The organism is Erythrobacter sp., assembly GCF_036351135.1.
Taxonomy (GTDB): domain Bacteria; phylum Pseudomonadota; class Alphaproteobacteria; order Sphingomonadales; family Sphingomonadaceae; genus Erythrobacter.
In genome coordinates, this window is sequence record NZ_JAZBON010000027.1 from 355068 (window position 1) to 375009 (window position 19942).

Sequence of the window (19942 nt, forward strand, 5' to 3'; positions counted from 1 at the left end):
GAATATCGATGAACTTGTAGAGTCGGGCGATTTGGATGACGCCACGGGCAAGGTGTTTCGTTTCGGCGACGCTCCTATGACGTTCTATCGGCATCAAGCCGAAGCAATCGCAAAAGCGAAAGCGGGCAAGAGTTATGTCGTGACGACCGGCACAGGATCGGGAAAGTCCATGTGCTTTTTTGTGCCGGTGGTGGACGCGATTATCCGGGCCTTGCGCGCAGGACAACCAAGAAGAACAAGGGCGATCATCGTTTATCCGATGAACGCGCTTGCAAATAGCCAGTTGAAGGAGATCGACAAATTCATCAGCCAGTCGGGCCTTCCGGAAAATATGCGCCCAGTGATCAAGCGATATACCGGACAGGAAAGTCAGGAAGAGCGCCAGAAGATTGCGGCCAATCCACCGGATATACTTCTGACAAACTATATGATGGCTGAACTCCTTCTGACGCGTCAGGATAAGCTTGACGCACAAGTGGTCGAGAATGCAAGCGGCTTGGAATTCATTATTCTGGATGAGTTGCATACCTACCGGGGACGACAAGGTGCAGACGTTGCCGTTCTTGTCCGGCGACTTCGAGACAGATGCGCACCCGACAGGGCGCCTGTATGCATCGGTACTTCGGCCACGATGGCATCCGAGGGATCAGATGAAAGCAGAGCTGTTGCCGTGGCAAAAGTCGCCTCCCGTTTGTTCGGCGCGGATATCGGTCCCGATGCCGTTATTGATGAGTCCCTTCAGCGTGCTACGAGTGACAATATCAGTTTGGCAGAAGCTATTTCTGCTTTGCCATCGGCTCTTGCTGACGGCGTTCCGGATGTTTTGGATGATCAGACACTCAGAACGCATCCATTAGCGGTCTGGACCGAGCTTGCTCTTGGTCTTGATGATGGGCTCGAACTCAAAAGACAAAAGCCGGTACCTTTCCAAAGTGCGGTTGATCGCCTGGCCGCAGACAGCGGCTCAAGCTCTGAGATTTGCAAAAGTGTTCTCCAGGATTTCCTGACCAAGGTCAGCCTCCCGGAGTGTGACAGAGGAGGAACCGGAGAGCGGGCATTTCTCGCGTTCAAACTTCACCGCTTTATCTCCGGCGCTGGTGAGGTCTTCACGACGCTGACAAAAAATCCGCGAACCGTCCTGTTTGAAGGGCAGCTGGAGGATCCAAACGCACCCGGCAACCGACTCTACCCAACGCGTTTCTGCAGAAACTGCGGTCACGAGTATCATGTCGTTACGAAGACTGACGATGACGGCCATACGAGATTTCTGCCGCGAGGCATTGATGATACTCCGCTTGAGTCAGAAGACGGTTCTGAAGTTGCTGGTTATCTCTGCCCCGTGCCAGAAGGCGACGCCGATTTTGTATTCAACGGAGACCTGAGCACGTTTCCCGAAAGCTGGCTTGAGGAACGCAATGGCGTGGAGCGGTTGCGGTCCTATCGCAGAGCGCGTGCTCCTATTTCGTTTTTTGTTGAACCCGATGGACGTCACAGTTCAGGCGGCCGGGCGTTCTTCTTTGTGCCGAGCAAATTCGCATTCTGCCTTTGCTGTCAGGATGAACCTAATCAGGGCATGCGGGAGCGCAGCAAACTTGCTGGGTTATCGGGTGAAGGCCGTAGCTCTGCGACGACGCTATTGGTGTCGAGCGCCCTAGAATGGATGAATTCGGCCGAGAGTGGCGTTCCGGATACGAAGCGAAAGCTTCTCGGATTTACGGATAACCGGCAAGACGCAGCGCTTCAGTCCGGTCATTTCAATGACTTTCTTTTTGTCAGCCTTTTGCGCGGCGCCATATTGCGGGCAATACTTGACGATGGCCATGACGGCCTGAGTGAGGATGAATTCGGCCTCAGGGTCGTCAAGGCGCTTGGCTTCGTCTCATCCAATGCAGGCGCGCGTGTTCATTGGATGCTGGATCCATCTGCGGGCGCTGTCATTCGTGAGGATGCACAGCGCGCCCTCGCCAAAGTGCTTGCCCGTCGAGTCTGGACAGATCTCCGTCGCGGATGGCGGTACACGAATCCCAGCCTCTCAGTTCTCAATCTGATTGATGTGCAATTTGTTGGTCTTGAGGAAGTTGCCAACGACCGCGAACGAATGATGGCTGTGCTGCCGGAACTGGGAGAAGTCTCCGCCGACCAACGGCAACAACTCCTCAAGGAACTGCTCAGCGCAATGCTCGCCGGTCTTGCTGTCAACACAGAGTCGCTCGACCTCGCGGTGCTCGACGGTGTGGCGCAGAAATCCAGATCGCTGCTCCGTTCGCCCTGGGCCATCGACAGTAAGGAAAAGCCTCGAGGGAGGTCTGCGCTGGTTCAGCGCGCACCTGGCAAGGGCGTGGTCAGCCTGCGCGAAGAACAAACGCTACTCCGCGCGGGTCATAATTCTCGTAGAGCCAGACTGATCAACAAGAATAGCGTCATCGGAACAAAACTGGGCAAAAATGACTACCTGGATTTCCTCGGGCGCCTTCTCGAACTTCTTTCCGATGAAGGTCTCGTTGTTCCCGTCGAGATCGACACAAATGTCATGGGCTGGCGGCTTACGCCGTCGGCTGTCAGGCTCGTGCCAGGGGCAGCGCTACGGGACGTGGCTGCGCGGGGAAATGAGTATTTTCATAACCTGTATCTCTCCATTGCGAATGATCTCGAGTTGGGGCGGAGCGCATATTGGGGGCTGGAAGGCCGGGAGCACACCGCACAGGTATCCGGCATGTCCTGCTCCGGCGTAGCCACGAGGATCGACAGGGGTGCGGCGCCGGTTTGCAGGTTGCTCCTGACGTAAGCCACATCGGTATTGCGGTCGAAGATGGATAGCGACCAGTATGGCGCAGGGCTCGACGGTATGGAGGCCTCTACCGGGCCGGCGGAGAGGTCGATGATGCAAGAATTGTACAGTGGGTCGGCGGCAGGTCGGACAATCTCCAAATTCTCGGGCATCTTCAGCGGATTGTGCTTCATGACATTCGGCCCCTGGTCGCCAATGCGCGAAGCGGCGACATACATCAGCGCTTGAGGCATCGCGACGATGGTGATGGCAAACGCCGCGACGGCCACCACAATTCCGGCGATAAGAGGGCGGATCCAAAGCTTCAAGTAACGCACTCCCGCCGCTCGATACTTGGCAACCTTGGATTGGCGGCATCTTCGGAAACGTAGAGGCGAAGCACGAGGCTGAACGGCTCACCTCGCGCAACAGGCAGTCTTAAAGAGCCGGTATCGTCGGCGCTGACGGTGATGGACCAGTCCCCGCCGTTAGGCGAAGCGAGCCTGTTCGGGACGGAATAGCGCCGGGCCGGGTTCTCGATCAGGAAACCGTCGGAATTGTAGGCGGTGATGCTCCACCATGCTCCGGCCAGATCGGAACCGCTTATCCGATAGGTGCAATCGCCTGATAGTGGGCGGCCCGCGCTGTCGGTATCCGCTTCGAAATACCGCGCTTCGCTGGCCGGCAGGGCGAGGATCCCGTGAAGCGCGACCGCCGCCCGGGTGAGCGCAGAGGCGTCGGCTGAGCCGTAATCAACACCGGTGGTCCATGGCCCGATCGGATCGCCATTGAACAGACCGCTGCTAACCAGGCTCCAGGCGCCGAATGCGCCGCCGACAAGCCCGCCGAGCGTACATACGGCATATCGCGCAATTGTTTGCCACACCGCCCGGCCCCTCAATCGGCGGAAAGCGGATGGTGGGTGAGGAAAGCGTGGATCGCCTGTGACACGATATCCGGCCGCTCGAGATGCAGGAAGTGCCCGGCATCAACGAACTGCAATGTTCCATTGGTCACATGCTTGGTGATCTCGGCATATTCCACCGGCTTTTGTCCGTGATCGAGCGCGCCTTGCAGGAACAGGACCGGCATCGTCATCGCATCGAACAGCCCGTTCATACGGTCCGCATGCTCTGCATCGAAATCGGCCGACTGGAAACTCGCCGCCGCCCCCTGCGCGACGCCGGAATAGCCAAGCTCACGCACCATGCGGACGAGATCGGCCTCGGAGGGGCGATGCGCGACGATGGGGTTGCGGACATAGGCGTCCTGGACGACGTTTGCCGGGTCCTAGAAGGCGGCGACGGCCGCATCGGATCGGAACAGTGCATGCGGCGGTCGCGGCTCGCCATGGGGCACGCAGCCCAATTGCTGCATCCTCACATATTTGATGATTCTGTCCCCAAAGCCGGGGACCGCGCACAAATGATCAGCGATGACCGCACCCCGATCATGCGCGACGAGCAGAAACACTTGAATGGACAGGGCATCGAGCAGGGCCGCAACGCTTCCGGCGACATTCGCGTAGTCGTAATCGAATGCGTTGACGTCCGGCTTTTCCGACTGCCGGTAGCCCGGAAGATCGAGCGCGATGCAGCGATATGACGCCGAGAGAAACGCCATCTGGTGGTGCCACGCATACCAGCTTTCCGGATATCCATGCAGGAACAGGACCACCGGGCCTTCGCCTCCCGCGGTCGCGGCGTGCCACGTCAGGCCCCCGGCCTCGGCGTAGCGATGTGTGAAGGTGCAGCCGTAGAGAGTTTCCGTCGAACCGGGCTTGTCCACGGCGCCCTCGGTTAGGGTCGCGTTCGGCCACGACATGCTTTCTGACCTCGCCAAGACAGTCCTTTCCCTCGTTTAATCGTTGTTTGCAAGTTTCTTGGCCAGCATATCGATAGTCAAGACCGATTCTTCGCTGCGTTGCACAACAAGCTTGGAGAGAATTGGACTTGACGGTGCGCTATGAGAGATATCTCATATAGGATGAGAGAAGACTCATATCGAATATGAGCGTCTCGTGGGGAGGAAATTATGGTGTATTCACGCTTTCGCGCGTCGGTGGGCTTTCTGGCTATGGCAACAGCTTCTGTGGCCCAGGCACAGGATACGACGGTCGACGGCGAGGGGGACGAGAGCGTCATCATTGTCACCGGCACCAGCCTGCGTGGCGAGCAGTTTCAGGCGAAGGCGCCGGTTGACGTCTTTACCGAGGCCGAAATCAAGGAGGCCGGCTTTGCGACGATTACCGATCTCGTCCGCAACATTCCGGCGAACTACGGGAGCGAAGCGAATGTCGCGTCCTTCACGCAGAACAACACGCTTGGCACGGCGCAGATCAACCTGCGCGGGCTCGGCCTCGGCGCCACGCTCGTCCTCATCAACAATCGGCGCATGACCTTCAGCGGCACCTTCGCCAATGACGGCAGCCAGTTCGTCGATATCAATCAGATACCGCTCAGCCTCATCCAACGGGCCGAAGTGGTGAAGACCGGCGCCTCCGCGATCTACGGCTCGGATGCGGTCGCCGGTGTGGTCAATTTCGTTACCCGGCAGGATTTCGACGGGATCGAGTTCGACGGACAATTCCAGACGACGACCGAAGACAGCCAGGAAGATATCACGCTCAATTTCCTTGCCGGTTTCGGCAGCGACACCACCCGCCTCACTCTGGCCGGGACCTATTTCGACCGCTCCGAACTGCGCTTCACCGATCGCGAATTCACCGGGCGGGGGACGGAGATCGAGATCGCCACCGCCAAGCCGGGCAGCTTCGTTCTCTTGGCACCGCCGCAAAACCCCGCTTTCGCCGGTGCGCCCGTCAGGGTGCCGCTGGTCGATCCGTCCTGCACCGCGGCGGGCGGGAACCCGATCCAGACACCGGGCGGCGGCTTTTGCCAGGTGTCGACGCGCGACCAGTTCGCATTGGTGCCCTCGGAGGAGCGCGTCGCCCTGTGGGCCGATCTGCGCCACGAAGGACCGGGCGGGTTCGGCGCGTTTCTCGAAGCGTCCTATTCCGAGAGCAAGGCAAGCCTCCCTCGCTGCCCGGAGCGGGTGCGTCGGGTTCCATAATCGTTTCGCCCGTCAACGCCTTCAATCCCTTCGGTGCGCCGGCCATATTCGTCGGGAGGCCACTCGGCACGGAGGCAGGCACGGTGGAGGAAGTCTCGGACAGCGAGACGTTCCGCTTTGCCGGCGGCCTTTCCTACGAGCTTGACGACGGGCCGCTCTTCTCGCTTTCCGCCGTCCATGCCGAGAACGATTTCCGCATCGTCTTCAGCGATCTGCTGGCCGACGAATTCTTCCTGCCCGGTACGACCACGGTGCGGAACGACTTCGCCGTGTTCGGCACGTCGATCACCGATCCCGCGCTTGCCAACGACCCGGGAATCGTTGATCGGATCACCACGCAGGTGCCGATCGATTTCGCATCCTCGCTGACCACGGCGGAAGGCACGATCACGGGCACCGCTTTCGAGACCGCATCCGGACCGGTCGGCTTCGCCACCGGCATGCAATATCGCGTCAATCGGTCATCCTTCGATGCCGATGATCGCCTGAACGAGCCGGGCAATCTGGTATTCCTGTTTCCGATCGACGATTTCGACGAGCAATCGATCAGCGCGATTTCCGTATTCGCGGAAACGCAGGTCCCCGTCGGTCCGGCAATCGATGTGCAGGCGGCTCTGCGATACGAGGATTACAGCGACGGGATCGGCAGTTCGCTCGACCCGCAGGTCGCGGTAACGGCTGAAGTTGTCGAAGATCTCGTCCTGCGCGCATCGGCCGGAACCGCATTCCGCGCCCCGACCCCGCTGCAAACGGGCGGTACGACCAATCAGGTCGCGCCGATCGTGAACCCCTGTACCGGACAACGCGGCGCGACCTCGATCGTCACGCGGGGCAATGCCGATCTCGATCCGGAAGATTCGTTCTCGTTCTCCGGCGGTTTCGCCTATCGTCAACCGGGAGGACTTCGCGCCTCGGTCGATTTCTTCCGCTACGATTATGACGGCGTGATCACACGCGAAAGCCCGGAGGCCGTCGCCGCGGGCGCACAATGCGTTCAAGCCGCGCCGGGCGTCTTCGTCCCGGTGGCCGAAGGTCTTTCGGTCAATCCGCAGACCGGACAGATCGCACAGATCGAAGTCGACTTCGTCAATGCGGGCAGCATCGAAACCGACGGCTTCGACATCGCAATGGGCTATACGTTGGACACGGACCGGCTGGGACGGTTCGATCTCGACCTTTCGGGTACGATCCTCACCTCGTTCGACGTGGCGGAAACTCCGGGCGCGCCGAGCGTGGACCGGCTCGGCAGTCGCAATGTCGGCAGCTTCACTCGGCCCACACCGCAGATCAGGGCCAATCTGAGCCTCGGATGGAGCACCGGGAGGCACCGCGTCACCGCGATAACGCGCTACACCGACAGCTATCGCGACGATCTCAACAACGATGCCCGGATCGACAGTCTGACGACTTTCGACCTGCAATATGCGCTGTCCTTGGACGGCCTGATCTTGGATCGCGATTCGGAGCTGCGGCTCGGCGTCATCAACCTGACCGATGAGGATCCGCCTTTTGTTTTCGATCGGGGCGGATACGATCCACTGGTCGGCGATCCACGCGGACGCATCGTCTACGTCGCCCTTACCCAGGCATTTTGAAGAGAGGCTCGATGACCGAAGCGCTAACCGATTCCCGCGACCGGATACGCGAAACTGCGCTGCGACTGTTTGCCGAACGCGGCGTCGATTCCGTGTCGATCGCCGAGATTTGCCGGGACGCAGGGCTTGCCAACGGCACGTTCTACAATTTCTATCGTAACAAATCGGAACTGGTCGCCGGCTTTCTTCAGGAGACCTATGAAACCCTCGCGCGGTTGCTGCGCGAGGTCGAGGGCCGATCGAACGACGCGCGCGAAGAACATCGCCGCGACGTCGAGATCATCGTGAATTTCACGGCCGAGAATTCCGAGATGATCCGTGTCGCGCTTCGCGATCACGGCGCGCGCCGCATGGTCGAACACGATATTTCCGAGCTGTTCGTCAAGCAGCGCGCAGCGGGTCTGCGACGCGGTCTCGAACGATCGACCTATCGCCCCGGTGTCAATGCGGAATTGGTCGCGCGGGCGGAGCACGGCTTGATGAGCGATATCATCAGCTGGTGGCTCGACAATCGCGATCGCATGGCGCGGGAGGACTTGATCGACGAGCTGGTCGCGATCCGGCTCCGCATCACCAACGGCAAGGTGGAGGATTAAGACATGACGCGGGTCCTTCGAACGCCGGATGAGCGGTTCGCCGATCTCCCCGATTATCCCTTCGCGCCCAATTACATCGATATCGAAGACCAGGGGTCTTGGGCAAGATGCGTCAGCACTATGTGGACGAGGGGCCGCGAGGCGGCGAGATCGCGCTGCTGATGCACGGCGAGCCGAGCTGGTCCTACCTCTATCGCCACATGATACCGCTGCTGGTGGCTGGCGGGCTGCGCGTCATCGCGCCCGACCTCATCGGGTTCGGAAAGTCCGACAAGCCGGCGCGCAAATCCGATTACAGCTATGCGCGAAACGTGCTGTGGATGCAGCGCTTCCTCGCCAAGCTCGATCTTACGAACATCACCTTGTTCTGCCAGGATTGGGGCGGGCTGATCGGTTTGCGGCTGGTGGCTGCCGAGCCCGAACGATTTGCCAGGGTCATGGTCGCCAATTCCGGTCTGCCGCTGGGCGACGGCATGTCCGACGCGTTCATGCGGTGGCAACGGATCGCGAAATGGTCGCCCGTCATGCCGATCAGCAAGGTGCTGCAGCGGGCATCGACGAGGGAGCTGTCGCGCGCCGAATTGGCCGCATACGAGGCCCCCTTTCCCAGCCGCAAGCACAAGGCTGCGGCGCGCGTGTTTCCGTCCCTCGTCCCGGTCGAGCGCGACGATCCGGGCGCCGCGGACAACCGGGTGGCATGGGAGCGATTGAGCCATTTCGACCGCCCGTTCCTGACCATGTTCGGCGAGCGCGACGCGGTGACCGCGGGCTGGGACAGGAAACTTCAGGAGCACATTCCGGGCGCGCGCGGTCAGAAACACGGCTCGTTGTCGCAAGGACATCATTTCATTCAGGAAGACGCGCCCGAGGAGTTGAGCCGCGCCCTGCTGGCATTTGTCGCGGACAATCCCGTGAAGCAGGTCGCACATTCATGAGCGCGCCTTCGACAAAGGCGATCGATCTCGATCACGTGCGCTTCCGCGTTCCGGACCTCGGCGCGCAATCCGCATTCTTAAGCGATTTCGGCTTCGCGGTTGAGCATGAGGGCGATCGCCTGATCGGCGTCGTGGGCGATGGCACACCTGCCTATCGCGCGGAGGCCGGAGATGCGCGCTTCCTCGGCTTCGGCTTGCGCGTCCCGGGCGAGGGCGATCTCGATCGACTCGAAGCGTCCGGTGCCAAGCGGGCCGACGACCGCGGTACGCGCTGCGCCGCGTTGCGCGATCCCGACGGCTGGGAGATACGCGCGGTGGTGCGCGAGAGTGCGAGCCAGGATGCGGGCATAGCGCGCAACGAAGGCGGTCGGTTCGATCGCGGCACCGGTCGCTATGCGCCGCCGCGCGGCCCCGCACATATCATGCGCCTTGGCCATATCGTGCTGCAAGTCGGCGATTTTCAGGCATCTAGCGCGTTTTATCAGGATACGTTCGGCCTACTGGCATCGGATGAGGTCGAAACGCCCGACGGTTCGACCCTGATCGGCGCCTTCCTGCGATGCGACCGCGGGCCCAGCCCGGCGGACCATCACAGCGTGTTCCTGATGCAAAGTCCGGATGGAAAGGCGCGGTTCGAACATGCCGCTTTCGAAGTGCGCGACATAGACAGCCTGATGGCCGGGCACGAACACCTGCTCGAGGCGAAGCGCGATCATGCCTGGGGCCCTCCTCACCCGATGGCGGGGAACCGATGATGCAGAAATTCGCCGCTTTTCACGACGATGAAGGTATTGCGCTCGGCGTGGTCGAGGGCGAACAGCTCCGACCGATCCGGCGCGACTTCGCATCCGGACCCGATCCTATGATCGATCTCATTTCGCGCATCGAAGAGGTCGAGCAGTCCCTGCCCAACCTTCTGGGCGATCCCATGGCCCTCAATTCCGTGTCGCTCGCCGCGCCCGTCCGTCGCCCCGGCAAGGTCTGGGCCATTGCGCTCAACTATCAGGATCACATCGAGGAAAGCGGGCTCGAAACGCCTGCGGAACAGGTGTGGTTTACCAAGGCGGTCACGTCCATCGCCGGACCGCGCGACGTGCTGCAAATCCCCGCGGTCTCTGCCTATGTCGATTACGAAGCGGAGCTCGTCGCGGTCATCGGCGAGACCTGCAAGCACGTCTCCTACGAAGACGCTCCATCGGTCGTTTTCGGCTATTGCGTGGGCAATGACGTGACGGAGCGGCACTGGCAGCACCGCGTCCCGCAATGGTCGCTCGGCAAGTCGTTCGATACGCATGGACCGATCGGCCCGTGGATCACGCGCGCAGGGGACGAACTCGACCCGCACGCGCTGGACATCGTGTGCAAGGTGAACGGCGAGGTTCGCCAGTCCTCCAACACCAGGCATCTTCTGTTCGACGTCTATCGACAGATCGAACACCTCTCCGCGGCCATGACGCTCGAGCCGGGTGATCTGATCTTCACCGGCACGCCCGGCGGCATCGGCGCGGCGATGGATCCGATGGTGTTCCTGCAACCCGGCGATATCGTTTCGTGCGAGATCGAGGGATTGGGAAAAATAGAAAACCGGTTCGAGCCGGAGGAAGCGCCGGTCAAGGGGGGAACGGCCAATGACCGATGATGGATCGCGCCTGACGCTTTATCACAACGACATCTCGACCTGCGCGCAGAAAGTCCGCCTCGTCCTGGCCGAGAAAGACCTCGCCTGGAAGGACCGTCCCCTCGATCTTCGAAGGGGGGATCAGCGCGAGCCGGCCTATCGAAAACTCAATCCAAAAGGCGTCGTACCCACCCTGGTCGATACGGGAGCGAAAGGAGGCGAAGCGGTGGTGACGGAATCGTCCATCATCATCGAATATCTCGACGATGCTTTTCCAAAGCCCCCGCTGCGGCCGACCGATCCCGCATCGCGCGCGCAGATGCGCGAATATGTTAAGCTCCTGGATGACAAGGTGCACGCGATGGTCGGCGTGCTCTCCTTCACCATCGCGTTCCGGCACGAATATCTCGCTTTGCCCGGTGGCGGACAAAAGATGCTCGACGCCGCGCGCGATTCGATGGAGCGGGTCGCCCGGGCCGGAATGCTCGAACAGGGTTTGGAATTTCCAGGCGTCGGCATCGCGCTTGCCGCTATCGATGCGACGCTCGAGCAGCTTGATCGCGCACTGGCCCGCACGGATTATCTCGTCGGCGACTACTCGCTCGCCGATGCGGCCTGGACGCCCTATCTCCACCGGCTCAATATGCTTGGGCTGTCCAGTCTATGGGCTGATCGCCTGGCAGTCGCCGCGTGGTGGGAGCGACTGAGCAACAGACCGAGCTACGAAGCAGCCATCAAATCCGTCGAAAAGCCCGAGCGGGTGGCCGCGATCCGCTCGCATGCCGAGGCGGCTGCTGCGCGTCTGCGGCAATTGCGCGATCCGGCAGCGGAAGCGGCCTGATATGAGCCGTCCGAACATCCTCGTCATCATGACCGACCAGCACCGCGCCGATCACACCGGCTTCGGCGGCAATCGCATCGTCAGGACGCCGAACCTCGATGCGCTTGCTAGCCGCGGCATGGTGTTCGACCGGGCTTATGTCGCCAACCCGATCTGCATGCCCAATCGCGCGACGCTGATGACGGGCCGGATGCCGTCCGATCACGGCGTGCGCTTCAACGGCCTTAGCCTCGACTGGGGCGCCAACACCTATGCTCGCGTCGCGAGAGAGGCGGGGTATCGCACCGCCATGATCGGCAAATCGCACTTGCAGATCATGAACGATGCGCACGAAGTCATTCAGCGCATTTTCGGAGACGATCCTCCCGCCGATGCCGAGCGAAGCGGCTGGCCGAGCGGTTGGGACGATTACTAGCGGATGGAGCGCTGGCGCGAGGCGCCGATCGAGTTCCCGCAAGACTTCTACGGTTTCGACCACACCCGATTGACGATCTATCATTCGGATCTGTGCTCGGGCCATTATTACCAATGGCTGATCGACAAAGGCGTCGATCCGGCCACCATGCAGGGGCGTGCGGTAGCGCTCACGCCCGATACCGGCACCCAACAGGTCTGGCAGACCTCGATGCCCGAAGAGCTTTATCCGACCACCTATGTCCAGGATGAGGCGATCGCCTTTCTCGAAGATGCGGCGGATTCTCCGGATCCCTTCCTGCTGAAGGTGAGCTTTCCCGATCCGCATCACCCGTTCACGCCGGCCGGTCGCTATTACGACATGTACGATCCGGCCGATATCGAATTGCCCGAGACATTCTGGGACACGCACGAAACATCCCTGAGCAGCTATCGCCAGATCGCCTCGAAACGCGGCGATGGCCCTGGCCTGATGGTGCCCTTCAGCCCAACCGAAGAACAGTTTCGCAAGATGGCTGCCGCCGAATACGGGATGATCACGATGATCGACGATGCGGTCGGCCGCATCCTCGACGCCCTACGCGCCAGCGGCAAGGATCGCGATACGATCGTCGTCTTCACATCCGATCATGGCGACATGTTCGGCGACCACGGCCTGATGCTGAAAGTCAGCCTGCACTACCAGGCCTGTTTGCGCGTGCCGCTATTCGTGTCCGGACCGGGCATCGCTGCCGGCCGCACCGATGCGCTGGCATCGTCGCTAGACGTCTGTCCCACACTGATCGGTCTGATGGGACTGCGCCCGCATTACGGCATTGCCGGCCGCGACCTTGCGCCCTTGCTGGACGGCAGCGGCGGCGCGGTGCGTGATTTCGCGCTGGTCGAAGAGGAACAGATGTTCCCCGACCCCGCAACATCGCAACCGATCGACATGCGCACCGTCGTCACCCGGAACGCGCGCCTTACCGTCCATCATGCCAACGAGCCGGTGGGGGAACTCTACGATCTCGAAAACGACCCGCACGAAATGCGCAATCTGTGGGACGATCCGGCCGCGGCATCGCTGCGCTCGGCCATGATGGAACGGCTCGCATATGCAATGATCGGCGAGACCAGGCCCGGTATCAAAGCCAAAGCGCAAGCGTGAAGGCCACGGTACAACCCCGTTCGCTGACCCGCGGACACATTCTGTCCTATGGTCTGGGCGAACTCGGCACCGCGATTTTCATCCATGCGCCGAACCTGTTGTGGCTGTTCTTTCTGACCGAGATCATCGGCCTCGATCCCACGACGGCAGGCCTGGTCATCCTGGCACCGATGGTGTGGGATGCGGTGACCGATCCTCTGTTCGGGGTGTTGGCGGACAAGACCTGGACGCAGTTCGGCAAATATGTCCCTTACCTCGCTCTGGCCACGCCGTTTTGCGGGCTGTCCTTCGTGCTTTTCTTCACCGATCCCGGCTTTGCGGGATCGCTGGCGGCCTGGGCTGCGTTGGGGACGGCGGTCCTCTTTCGCACCTTGCTGACCGTCGTCATCGTGCCGCACAATGCGCTGTTGGCGCGCTCGACACAGGATAGCCGCGTTCGTTCGGTGCTCGCAGGTTCGAAGATGTTCTTCAATGCAGTTGGTATGGTGCTGATCGCCGTCGCCACTCGGCCGATGCTTTCCGCTGGCGATTCGGGCGGGGAAACCCTCTCATTCGCTGGTTTCGCGGTGGCGGGCGCAGTTATCGCGACGCTGCTGCTGTGGCAGAACGCGTTCTTCTTCAGGCGGCTCGACGCGAGCGCGGATGCGCCGAGCGCGGCCTCCCCTTTCTCGCTGGGCGATATCAGCCGAAGCCTGGTGGGCAATCGCTATCTTCTTGTCTTGATCGCTGCCGGAGCGATCGGGATGCTTTTGCTCCCGGCATTCGCGAAATCGCTCCTTTATTATGGCCGCTATGTCGTCGGCGAGGACGATTGGGGCTCGACCGCGCTTATCATATTCACTCTTTGCGTAGCCCTATCCATTCCGTTCTGGGGTGCAGCCGGTCGCCGACTGGAAAAAGCGGACCTGCTTCGCGCCGCGCATTTTTGCCTGTCGCTGAGTCTTGCGGCGTTTCTACTGTTGCCCGCGGGAGGCGGCGCCGCGCGGCTCGCCGTCGTCGCCCTGGTCGGCATCGCGACCGGCGGGATCAACGTGATGACGATGGCGCTGCTCCCCGACGTCGTCGAAGCGGGACAGGCTTCGTCGGGCCAGCGGGTCGAAGCACCGGTATTCGGCTGTTTCACCTTTGCGCTCAAGCTCGGGAATGGACTGGGTTCGGGGCTCGTGGGCCTGTCGCTCGGCTCTGCGGGTTTCATGCAAGGGGTCGCCGTTCAGTCCCCCGCGACTCAAACTGGCATTTTGCTGACGATGACCTTGATGCCCATAGTCGGCGCGCTCGTGGTGCTCGTCCTTCTTCGAGGATGGGATCTCACACACGCCGAACATGGCCGGCTGAAGCGAAGCCTTACCTGATCTGGCTAAAGCAGAGCAGCCTCGCGGACCTCATTCAGGACTTCAATCCAGAGGAGGGCGACACGCTTGACCTTTCGGGCGTAGATGCCGTTGCGGGCGGCGAAGAGGACGCTTTCACTTTCATCGGAAATGCAGCTTTCGCGGTGGCCGACTTTACGATCGCGGTTCGGGGAGAGTTTGCATTGAAGACCGGCATCTTCATCCTGTGATCGTTCACAGCCCGCGCCGCGCCGGAGATTTGAAAATGTTGCCCTACCATCACTTTTTCGAAAATTGTTTCATGTAAACTCATTTGAGAGGACGGCTTGTTCGTATTCCGATATTGCGTTTGGTGAAGTCCGCTTCTCTGGGAACAGGCTCGATGCTTCACCGAAAAATTGCTGGCGTAACGGCGTTCATATCGGCGACTTCGCTAAGTGCTGGCGAAGTGGTGTTGTATGACGCTGCGCCCGATTGGATCGATGAAATCGAACTCGATGCGGATGCCGCAAATTCCGGCACGGCCATTCTCCTGCTCGATCAACATGCGCGCATCGATGACGGACAATTGTGGACCTATGTCGATACCGCAATCCTCCTGAATACGCCCCAAGCACTCACCTAGGGGGGTACGCTGTCGGCTTCATGGCTGCCCGACAAAGGTGACTTAATTGTCCACCGGGCCGAGCTTCTGCGTGGGGGCGAAACCATTCGATCTGCTCGAAGCTGGCAATCGCTTGGAGATTTTGCGCCGCGAACGGATGCTGGAAAGACGAATGCTCGACGGGGTTTTGACGGCTACGATGCCGGTCGAAGGCGCCGAGCTGGGCGACGTGATAAGGCTCGCCTATTCGACCACAATGCGCGATCACGCGCTTGGCGATCAGGTGCAATGGCAGACCCAATTGCCCGCAAAGCCGATCCCACTTGCTAGCGGTTCGGTGAGCATCTCGTGGCCGGAAGGCCTGCCGGTCTCGCGCGTCAAACATGGTGAAGCCGATGTAGAAGACCTAGTCGTTCGCAATGGCTATCAGATCTGGAGCGCGAAGCTTCCTGTCGAAAAATCCACAGACGTGCCGAGTGACGCCCCGATGCGCTACTTCCTCGGCGAACTCCTGCAGGTATCGACCTATGCAGATTGGAACACCGTGTCCCGGCTCATGTCGCCGCATTACGGCGTCGAGAACTCAGTCGAGCCGGGCGGCGCCCTTGCAGGCGAGATCGAGAACATCGCCGCGCAGCGCGACGATGCGCTGACGAGAGCCGCGCTGGCGCTACAGCTGGTGCAGGATCGGGTCAGCTATCTGCTCAACGGGCTAAACGGCGGCAATTACCTGCCGCAAGCGCCCGAAGAGACATGGGCAAAGCGCTTTGGCGACTGCAAGGCCAAGTCGGTTCTGCTGCTTGCGATGCTTCGCGAACTCGGGATCGAAGGCGAAATTGTTCTGGTTCGAACGATCGGTGGCGACGCGCTACCGATGTTGGCGCCGATGCCTGCCAATTTCGATCACATGATCGTGCGCGCGCAAATTGACGGGAAGGAGTATTGGCTCGACGGCACTGCGGGCGGCACACGGCTGGCGAACATCGACGAAGTGCCACGCTTCCACTACGCGCTCCCGCTGCGGATGGAAGGCAGCGATCTGATCGCGCTCAGCGAGAGAGCGCAATCGACCCCGGACCGGATTCTACGAGTGTCTTTCGACCACAGCGCGGGGATACGGCTTCCAGCGATGGTCGACGTCGAGATCGCGTATCTCGGCCAGATGGGCGCTCCGTGGCAGACGATTTCGAGGCAAAATGACGACAGCGCTTGGGAGGAAATCGCTCGAGGCGTCGTCTCCGAGCTGATCGGGGATATGGCCGATCGATCATGAGATCGAATACGATCCCGAAACGGGCATCGCTAACGTCCGCGCCCAGGGCTTGCAGAGCACATACTGGACCAAGGAAGGCTCGGTCTACGAATTCGAGCCACCCGCCCAGCCTGCGAAGGACGTAAGTTTCGAGGCGGATCGGGCACGCAGCGATTGGCGCGACATTCCACTCAGACTCAACGGTCCGCTGTACTACGCGGGCGAATTCGAAGTCTTGTTGCCCGAAGAGGGCGCTTACGAGATTGTCGGCAATGGCGAGACTTCTGCCGTGATCGGCGGCGTCGATGTCAGTTCGAGCGCACGCCTGGATGCAAACCGCCTCGCCATGTCGCAAACCATGCGTAGCATTCTTACCGAGCTACCAGCCAACGAGATCTCGGCGGCAAGACGCGAATTGGCGCGCTTCGATCGGACATTGCCGGTTATCCGATCGGGTGGGGACGTTCGCCAACTTTGGGAATATTTCGGCGAGGATCGATCTCGTCTGGCCAAACTCGAGGCTGCCTATGCGGCCGCGATCAGAAATGCCGAGCCCGACGATCCGAACGCGTATCGAAATCGGGCGCGCTTTCGAGCCGGCGTCTACGATTTCGCCGGCACCATCGAAGACGTCGAAGCAGCGTTGGCGATCGAGGAATCCCGCGATCTTTTTCTTCTTCGCGCTGCGGCGAGGCGCGAGCTCGGAAACCTTGAGGGGGCGCTGGCGGATCTCGAGTTGAGCGAAGGCCTTCAACCTGATGGATCGACAATCGACGCGCAGGTGGAGCTACTGGCCCTGCTTGGCCGAACCGATGAGGCACTTGCCTTGGCAGACGAACTTCAGGGTCTGATCGATGACAGAGTCGGGGAAATCCTGGTCAAAGCGACTGCGCTCGCATAGTCGGGTAGCCCGGACTCCGGCCTGGAACTGATCGAAGAGCTGGTGGGGCGGCGGCCCGGCGATGGTACGGCACTCAATGCATTTTGCTGGCATGCCGGAACCTGGGATCTCATGAACGAGGATCGTCTCGGGAAATGTGTAGATGCGGTCGAGCAAAGCAACTACTCCGCTGCCGCCTTGGACAGCAGGGCGCTTGCTCATCTGCGAATGGGCGATCTGGCAGCGGCCCAAGCCGACCTTGACGCTGCGCTCCTGTCGGATCCCCACCTCGCACCGAGCCGTCTGCTGCGCGGAATTGTCCGCGAAACGAGAGGCGACAGGGGTGGGCGCGAAGAGATCGAATTGGCACTCCGGATGCAACCGTCGCTCGCGGCGACCTACAGGGCCTGGGGTCTCGAATTCTAGCGACTTGTGGGCCAATTATCGGCAAATCTATTGCCTTGCGAAGATCATTGAACCGGTGGGTTAGCCTGCCGGAAAGGGGCGTTGTCGTTGCGAGCTCAATCCGGCCCCGGCGCTGTCCGAGCTCGAGCAAATCTTTGCCGGCTGCCGCCCCTCGATGGTGATTGTGGCGCGCGACATCGAACTCCCCGTGACCGCGACCAGGATTGTCCGGCTTGGTGAGGAATGGATGCGATGCTGGAGGCCGCGCCGCACTCCTCGCCCGGCACATTCGTCGACGAGCAGAAGCCTTTCGCGCTTGCCCCCCTCTATCATGGTGGCCGTTGTACGCTGCAATATTCGACCAAACCGGAAGCGATACTGGTAGCGATCGACGATTATCGCTCCAGTGGCATCTTCGTCGTGCCCACGCATTTGCAGCGCCTCTTTGCAGCGCCCGATGAAGTGCGCGAACAATATCGAGGCAGGCACAGCCTGCGCACCATCATCTCCAATGCCGCCGCGCTTGCCCCGGCATTGAAGTGCGAAGCGGTCGAATATTTCGGGGAAGGTCTGCTGCATGAAACCTATGGCTCCACGGAGGGCGGCATAGTCACCAACATCCGCGCCGACGATCTGCTGGCCAAACAGCGCAGCGTCGGTGGTCCGTTTCTAGGCATGGAAATCGAACTGCGGCGCGAAGACGGAACGATCGCGGATATCGGAGAGCCCGCCGAGTCGTTCTGCCGCGGCCCCTATTCCTTCAATGGCTATCTCAATCGTCCCGATGAGACCGCGCAAACCATGATCGATGGCTGGGTCACCGTGGGCGATCTCGCCATCCGTGACGAGGACGGCGATATCACCATCACCGATCGCAAGAAGGACATGGTGGTGATCGGCGGGATGAATGTCTATCCACGCGAGATCGAGATGGTTCTCGAACAGACCGATGGCTTTCGGGAATGCGCCGTCGTGGGAGAGCCGAGCACCGAATTGGGCGAAGCGCTCCACGCCTTTATCGAAACCGAACGCGGTGCAGATGTGTCGACCGAGACGCTGATGGAAGCGTGCCGCCAAAGTCTCGCTGATTACGAGGTGCCGAAGAAAGTGACCTTCCTCGTTACATTGCCGCGCGGCGCAACGGGCAAGCTTATGAAACGCGACCTGCGCGTACTGGCCACTGGAGCGGAGCATTGACGAACACCTCCCGATCCGATGCGACGACCAAAAAGACGATCGAGATGGTCGAAGTGAGCCCGCGCGATGGCTTGCAGAACGAGCAGAGGGCAATTGCGACCCACGACAAGCTGGCGTTGATCGAGCGCGCGATCGCATCAGGCGCGCGCCGGATCGAGGTGACGAGTTTCGTGAACCCGCGCGCGGTTCCGCAAATGGCCGATGCCGAAGCTGTCTGCGCCGGCCTGCCCGGGCGCGGCGACGTGACCTATATCGGTCTCGTCATGAATATGCGCGGGGCCGAGCGGGCGATCGCGACCGGCCGCATCGATCAGCTTGGCGCCGTTGCGGTCGGCACCGACACCTTCGCCATGAAGAATCAAGGCCAGACGAGCGATGGATCGGTCGAGGCATGCCGCAACATCATTGCTCGCGCGAAGGACGCAGGGCTTACCGGTCAGGCGACCATTGCAGCGAGCTTCGGTTGCCCGTTCGAAGGCGAGGTCGAAGAGGACCGCGTCATCGCGATGGCGACGGCGATCGCCGAAGCGGGGCCGGTAGAAATCGCGCTCGCAGATACGATCGGGGTGGGAAACCCTGCGCATGTCGAGCGGCTGGTCGCAAGGGTGCGAGAAGCCATCGACCCGCTACCGGTGCGCGTCCACTTCCACAATACGCGCGGCACGGGCCTCGCCAATGTCTGGGCCGCGATCAGCGCGGGCGCGAGCGTCGTCGATGCCTCGATCGGAGGTTTGGGCGGATGCCCCTTTGCGCCCGGTGCGGCCGGAAACGTGGCGACCGAAGACGTGACCTACATGTTGGAACGCGCCGGTATCGAAACTGCGCTCGACCTCGACACACTGATCGAAACCAATCGCTGGCTCGCTGACGTGATGGGCAAGGATCTGCCCGCCATGGTCAGCAAGGCGGGCGGGTTTCCTAAGCCGAACATTTCATCGACATCGTGAGCGAAAACATGTTCGGCGCGCTCAGAATGATCAGCGTCCAGCGGGATACGATCCCCGCCACTTCGCCCTAATGGGATTCGGCGGCGCTGGCCCGTTGCGTGTGAACGCGGCGGCGAAGCTCATGGGGAGTTGGCCCGCGATCAGCCTTGGGGCGTCAATGGCGGCGAGCCGGGCAAGCGCGCCCGCAAGGTGATAGAGCGCGCCGATGGCACGACCGAGATCGTCGGAAACAAGGTCGACGACGTCGAGGTGCGCGAGGGCGACCAGCTGCATTCCATAATCTAAGGCGGCAGCTGGGGCGACCCGCTCGAGCGCGATCCCGCGATCGTGGCGCGCTAGAT

Annotated in this window: 20 protein-coding genes and 2 pseudogenes; 18 read left to right on the plus strand and 4 right to left on the minus strand. The window is 61.1% G+C overall.

The window, feature by feature from the left end:
- Positions 1-76 precede the first annotated feature (76 nt).
- The gene (locus tag V2I30_RS11420) at positions 77-2785 is read left to right on the plus strand and encodes a DEAD/DEAH box helicase (protein ID WP_442896933.1); all 2709 of its coding nucleotides are present in this window, start codon (positions 77-79) and stop codon (positions 2783-2785) included.
- Here the strand turns inward: V2I30_RS11420 and V2I30_RS14925 are convergent.
- The 4 genes and pseudogenes from V2I30_RS14925 to V2I30_RS11435 form a co-directional block, all read right to left on the minus strand.
- Positions 2761-3021, minus strand: a pseudogene (locus V2I30_RS14925) (DUF1254 domain-containing protein); the annotation flags it as partial. The gene V2I30_RS11420 and the pseudogene V2I30_RS14925 sit on opposite strands and share 25 nt — an antisense overlap.
- A gap of 71 nt (positions 3022-3092) precedes the next feature.
- Entirely contained in the window at positions 3093-3653 is a 561-nt protein-coding gene (locus tag V2I30_RS11425) for a DUF1214 domain-containing protein (protein ID WP_330662278.1), read from the minus strand.
- Positions 3654-3664: 11 nt separating this feature from the next.
- Complete coding sequence (locus tag V2I30_RS11430; protein ID WP_330662279.1) at positions 3665-3976, minus strand: alpha/beta fold hydrolase; 312 nt, start codon at positions 3974-3976, stop codon at positions 3665-3667.
- An 81-nt stretch (positions 3977-4057) separates the two neighbouring features.
- Positions 4058-4591, minus strand: coding sequence for an alpha/beta fold hydrolase (locus V2I30_RS11435; protein WP_330662280.1), 534 nt, complete (start codon positions 4589-4591; stop codon positions 4058-4060).
- 267 nt (positions 4592-4858) lie between these two features.
- Between V2I30_RS11435 and V2I30_RS11440 the strand changes: the two genes are divergently transcribed.
- From V2I30_RS11440 to V2I30_RS11520, 17 genes and pseudogenes are all read left to right on the plus strand, one after another.
- Positions 4859-5839 carry a TonB-dependent receptor plug domain-containing protein gene (locus tag V2I30_RS11440; protein ID WP_330662281.1) on the plus strand — a complete coding sequence of 327 codons (981 nt, stop codon included), beginning with the start codon at positions 4859-4861 and terminating at the stop codon, positions 5837-5839.
- Between the two features lie 83 nt (positions 5840-5922).
- Entirely contained in the window at positions 5923-7434 is a 1512-nt protein-coding gene (locus V2I30_RS11445; protein ID WP_330662282.1) for a TonB-dependent receptor domain-containing protein, read from the plus strand.
- An 11-nt stretch (positions 7435-7445) separates the two neighbouring features.
- On the plus strand, positions 7446-8030 hold the full coding sequence (locus V2I30_RS11450; protein ID WP_330662283.1) for a TetR/AcrR family transcriptional regulator: 585 nt from the start codon (positions 7446-7448) through the stop codon (positions 8028-8030).
- A 107-nt stretch (positions 8031-8137) separates the two neighbouring features.
- Positions 8138-8965: a haloalkane dehalogenase gene (locus tag V2I30_RS11455; protein ID WP_330662284.1), complete on the plus strand. Its 828-nt coding sequence runs from the start codon at positions 8138-8140 to the stop codon at positions 8963-8965.
- Positions 8962-9720 (plus strand): VOC family protein, encoded by a 759-nt coding sequence (locus V2I30_RS11460; protein WP_330662285.1) that lies wholly within the window; start codon positions 8962-8964, stop codon positions 9718-9720. Before V2I30_RS11455 ends, V2I30_RS11460 begins: the two co-directional genes overlap by 4 nt.
- On the plus strand, positions 9717-10604 hold the full coding sequence (locus V2I30_RS11465; protein WP_330662286.1) for a fumarylacetoacetate hydrolase family protein: 888 nt from the start codon (positions 9717-9719) through the stop codon (positions 10602-10604). Before V2I30_RS11460 ends, V2I30_RS11465 begins: the two co-directional genes overlap by 4 nt.
- A complete protein-coding gene (locus V2I30_RS11470; RefSeq protein WP_330662287.1) occupies positions 10594-11424 on the plus strand; it encodes a glutathione S-transferase family protein in 831 nt (276 codons plus the stop codon). The genes V2I30_RS11465 and V2I30_RS11470 overlap by 11 nt, the downstream gene beginning before the upstream one ends.
- A 1-nt stretch (position 11425) precedes the next feature.
- The gene (locus V2I30_RS11475; RefSeq protein WP_330662288.1) at positions 11426-11839 is read left to right on the plus strand and encodes a sulfatase-like hydrolase/transferase; all 414 of its coding nucleotides are present in this window, start codon (positions 11426-11428) and stop codon (positions 11837-11839) included.
- Positions 11840-11842: 3 nt separating this feature from the next.
- On the plus strand, positions 11843-12985 hold the full coding sequence (locus V2I30_RS11480; protein WP_330662289.1) for a sulfatase family protein: 1143 nt from the start codon (positions 11843-11845) through the stop codon (positions 12983-12985).
- Positions 12982-14337 (plus strand): MFS transporter, encoded by a 1356-nt coding sequence (locus V2I30_RS11485; protein ID WP_330662290.1) that lies wholly within the window; start codon positions 12982-12984, stop codon positions 14335-14337. Before V2I30_RS11480 ends, V2I30_RS11485 begins: the two co-directional genes overlap by 4 nt.
- A 361-nt stretch (positions 14338-14698) precedes the next feature.
- On the plus strand, positions 14699-14941 hold the full coding sequence (locus V2I30_RS11490) for a hypothetical protein (RefSeq protein WP_330662291.1): 243 nt from the start codon (positions 14699-14701) through the stop codon (positions 14939-14941).
- A gap of 70 nt (positions 14942-15011) precedes the next feature.
- On the plus strand, positions 15012-16193 hold the full coding sequence (locus tag V2I30_RS11495; protein WP_330662371.1) for a transglutaminase-like domain-containing protein: 1182 nt from the start codon (positions 15012-15014) through the stop codon (positions 16191-16193).
- A 217-nt stretch (positions 16194-16410) separates the two neighbouring features.
- Positions 16411-17073 carry a hypothetical protein gene (locus tag V2I30_RS11500; RefSeq protein WP_330662292.1) on the plus strand — a complete coding sequence of 221 codons (663 nt, stop codon included), beginning with the start codon at positions 16411-16413 and terminating at the stop codon, positions 17071-17073.
- Positions 17074-17709: 636 nt separating this feature from the next.
- Positions 17710-18654, plus strand: a complete 945-nt coding sequence (locus V2I30_RS11505) for a class I adenylate-forming enzyme family protein (RefSeq protein WP_330662293.1) — start codon at positions 17710-17712, stop codon at positions 18652-18654.
- Positions 18651-19601 carry a hydroxymethylglutaryl-CoA lyase gene (locus V2I30_RS11510; RefSeq protein ID WP_330662294.1) on the plus strand — a complete coding sequence of 317 codons (951 nt, stop codon included), beginning with the start codon at positions 18651-18653 and terminating at the stop codon, positions 19599-19601. The genes V2I30_RS11505 and V2I30_RS11510 overlap by 4 nt, the downstream gene beginning before the upstream one ends.
- Positions 19577-19746, plus strand: a pseudogene (locus V2I30_RS11515) (hydantoinase/oxoprolinase family protein); the annotation flags it as partial. The gene V2I30_RS11510 and the pseudogene V2I30_RS11515, both read left to right, overlap by 25 nt.
- Complete coding sequence (locus V2I30_RS11520; protein WP_330662372.1) at positions 19731-19886, plus strand: hypothetical protein; 156 nt, start codon at positions 19731-19733, stop codon at positions 19884-19886. The pseudogene V2I30_RS11515 and the gene V2I30_RS11520, both read left to right, overlap by 16 nt.
- Positions 19887-19942: the final 56 nt, after the last annotated feature.

Coding starts and splice junctions, on each gene's coding strand:
- V2I30_RS11420 (WP_442896933.1), top strand. CDS start 77: ATGACGTTCTATCGGCATCAAGCCGAAGCAATCGCAAAAGCGAAAGCG.
- V2I30_RS11430 (WP_330662279.1), bottom strand. CDS start 3,976: ATGGTGCGTGAGCTTGGCTATTCCGGCGTCGCGCAGGGGGCGGCGGCG.
- V2I30_RS11435 (WP_330662280.1), bottom strand. CDS start 4,591: ATGTCGTGGCCGAACGCGACCCTAACCGAGGGCGCCGTGGACAAGCCC.
- V2I30_RS11450 (WP_330662283.1), top strand. CDS start 7,446: ATGACCGAAGCGCTAACCGATTCCCGCGACCGGATACGCGAAACTGCG.
- V2I30_RS11455 (WP_330662284.1), top strand. CDS start 8,138: ATGCGTCAGCACTATGTGGACGAGGGGCCGCGAGGCGGCGAGATCGCG.
- V2I30_RS11460 (WP_330662285.1), top strand. CDS start 8,962: ATGAGCGCGCCTTCGACAAAGGCGATCGATCTCGATCACGTGCGCTTC.
- V2I30_RS11465 (WP_330662286.1), top strand. CDS start 9,717: ATGATGCAGAAATTCGCCGCTTTTCACGACGATGAAGGTATTGCGCTC.
- V2I30_RS11470 (WP_330662287.1), top strand. CDS start 10,594: ATGACCGATGATGGATCGCGCCTGACGCTTTATCACAACGACATCTCG.
- V2I30_RS11475 (WP_330662288.1), top strand. CDS start 11,426: ATGAGCCGTCCGAACATCCTCGTCATCATGACCGACCAGCACCGCGCC.
- V2I30_RS11480 (WP_330662289.1), top strand. CDS start 11,843: ATGGAGCGCTGGCGCGAGGCGCCGATCGAGTTCCCGCAAGACTTCTAC.
- V2I30_RS11490 (WP_330662291.1), top strand. CDS start 14,699: ATGCTTCACCGAAAAATTGCTGGCGTAACGGCGTTCATATCGGCGACT.
- V2I30_RS11505 (WP_330662293.1), top strand. CDS start 17,710: ATGCTGGAGGCCGCGCCGCACTCCTCGCCCGGCACATTCGTCGACGAG.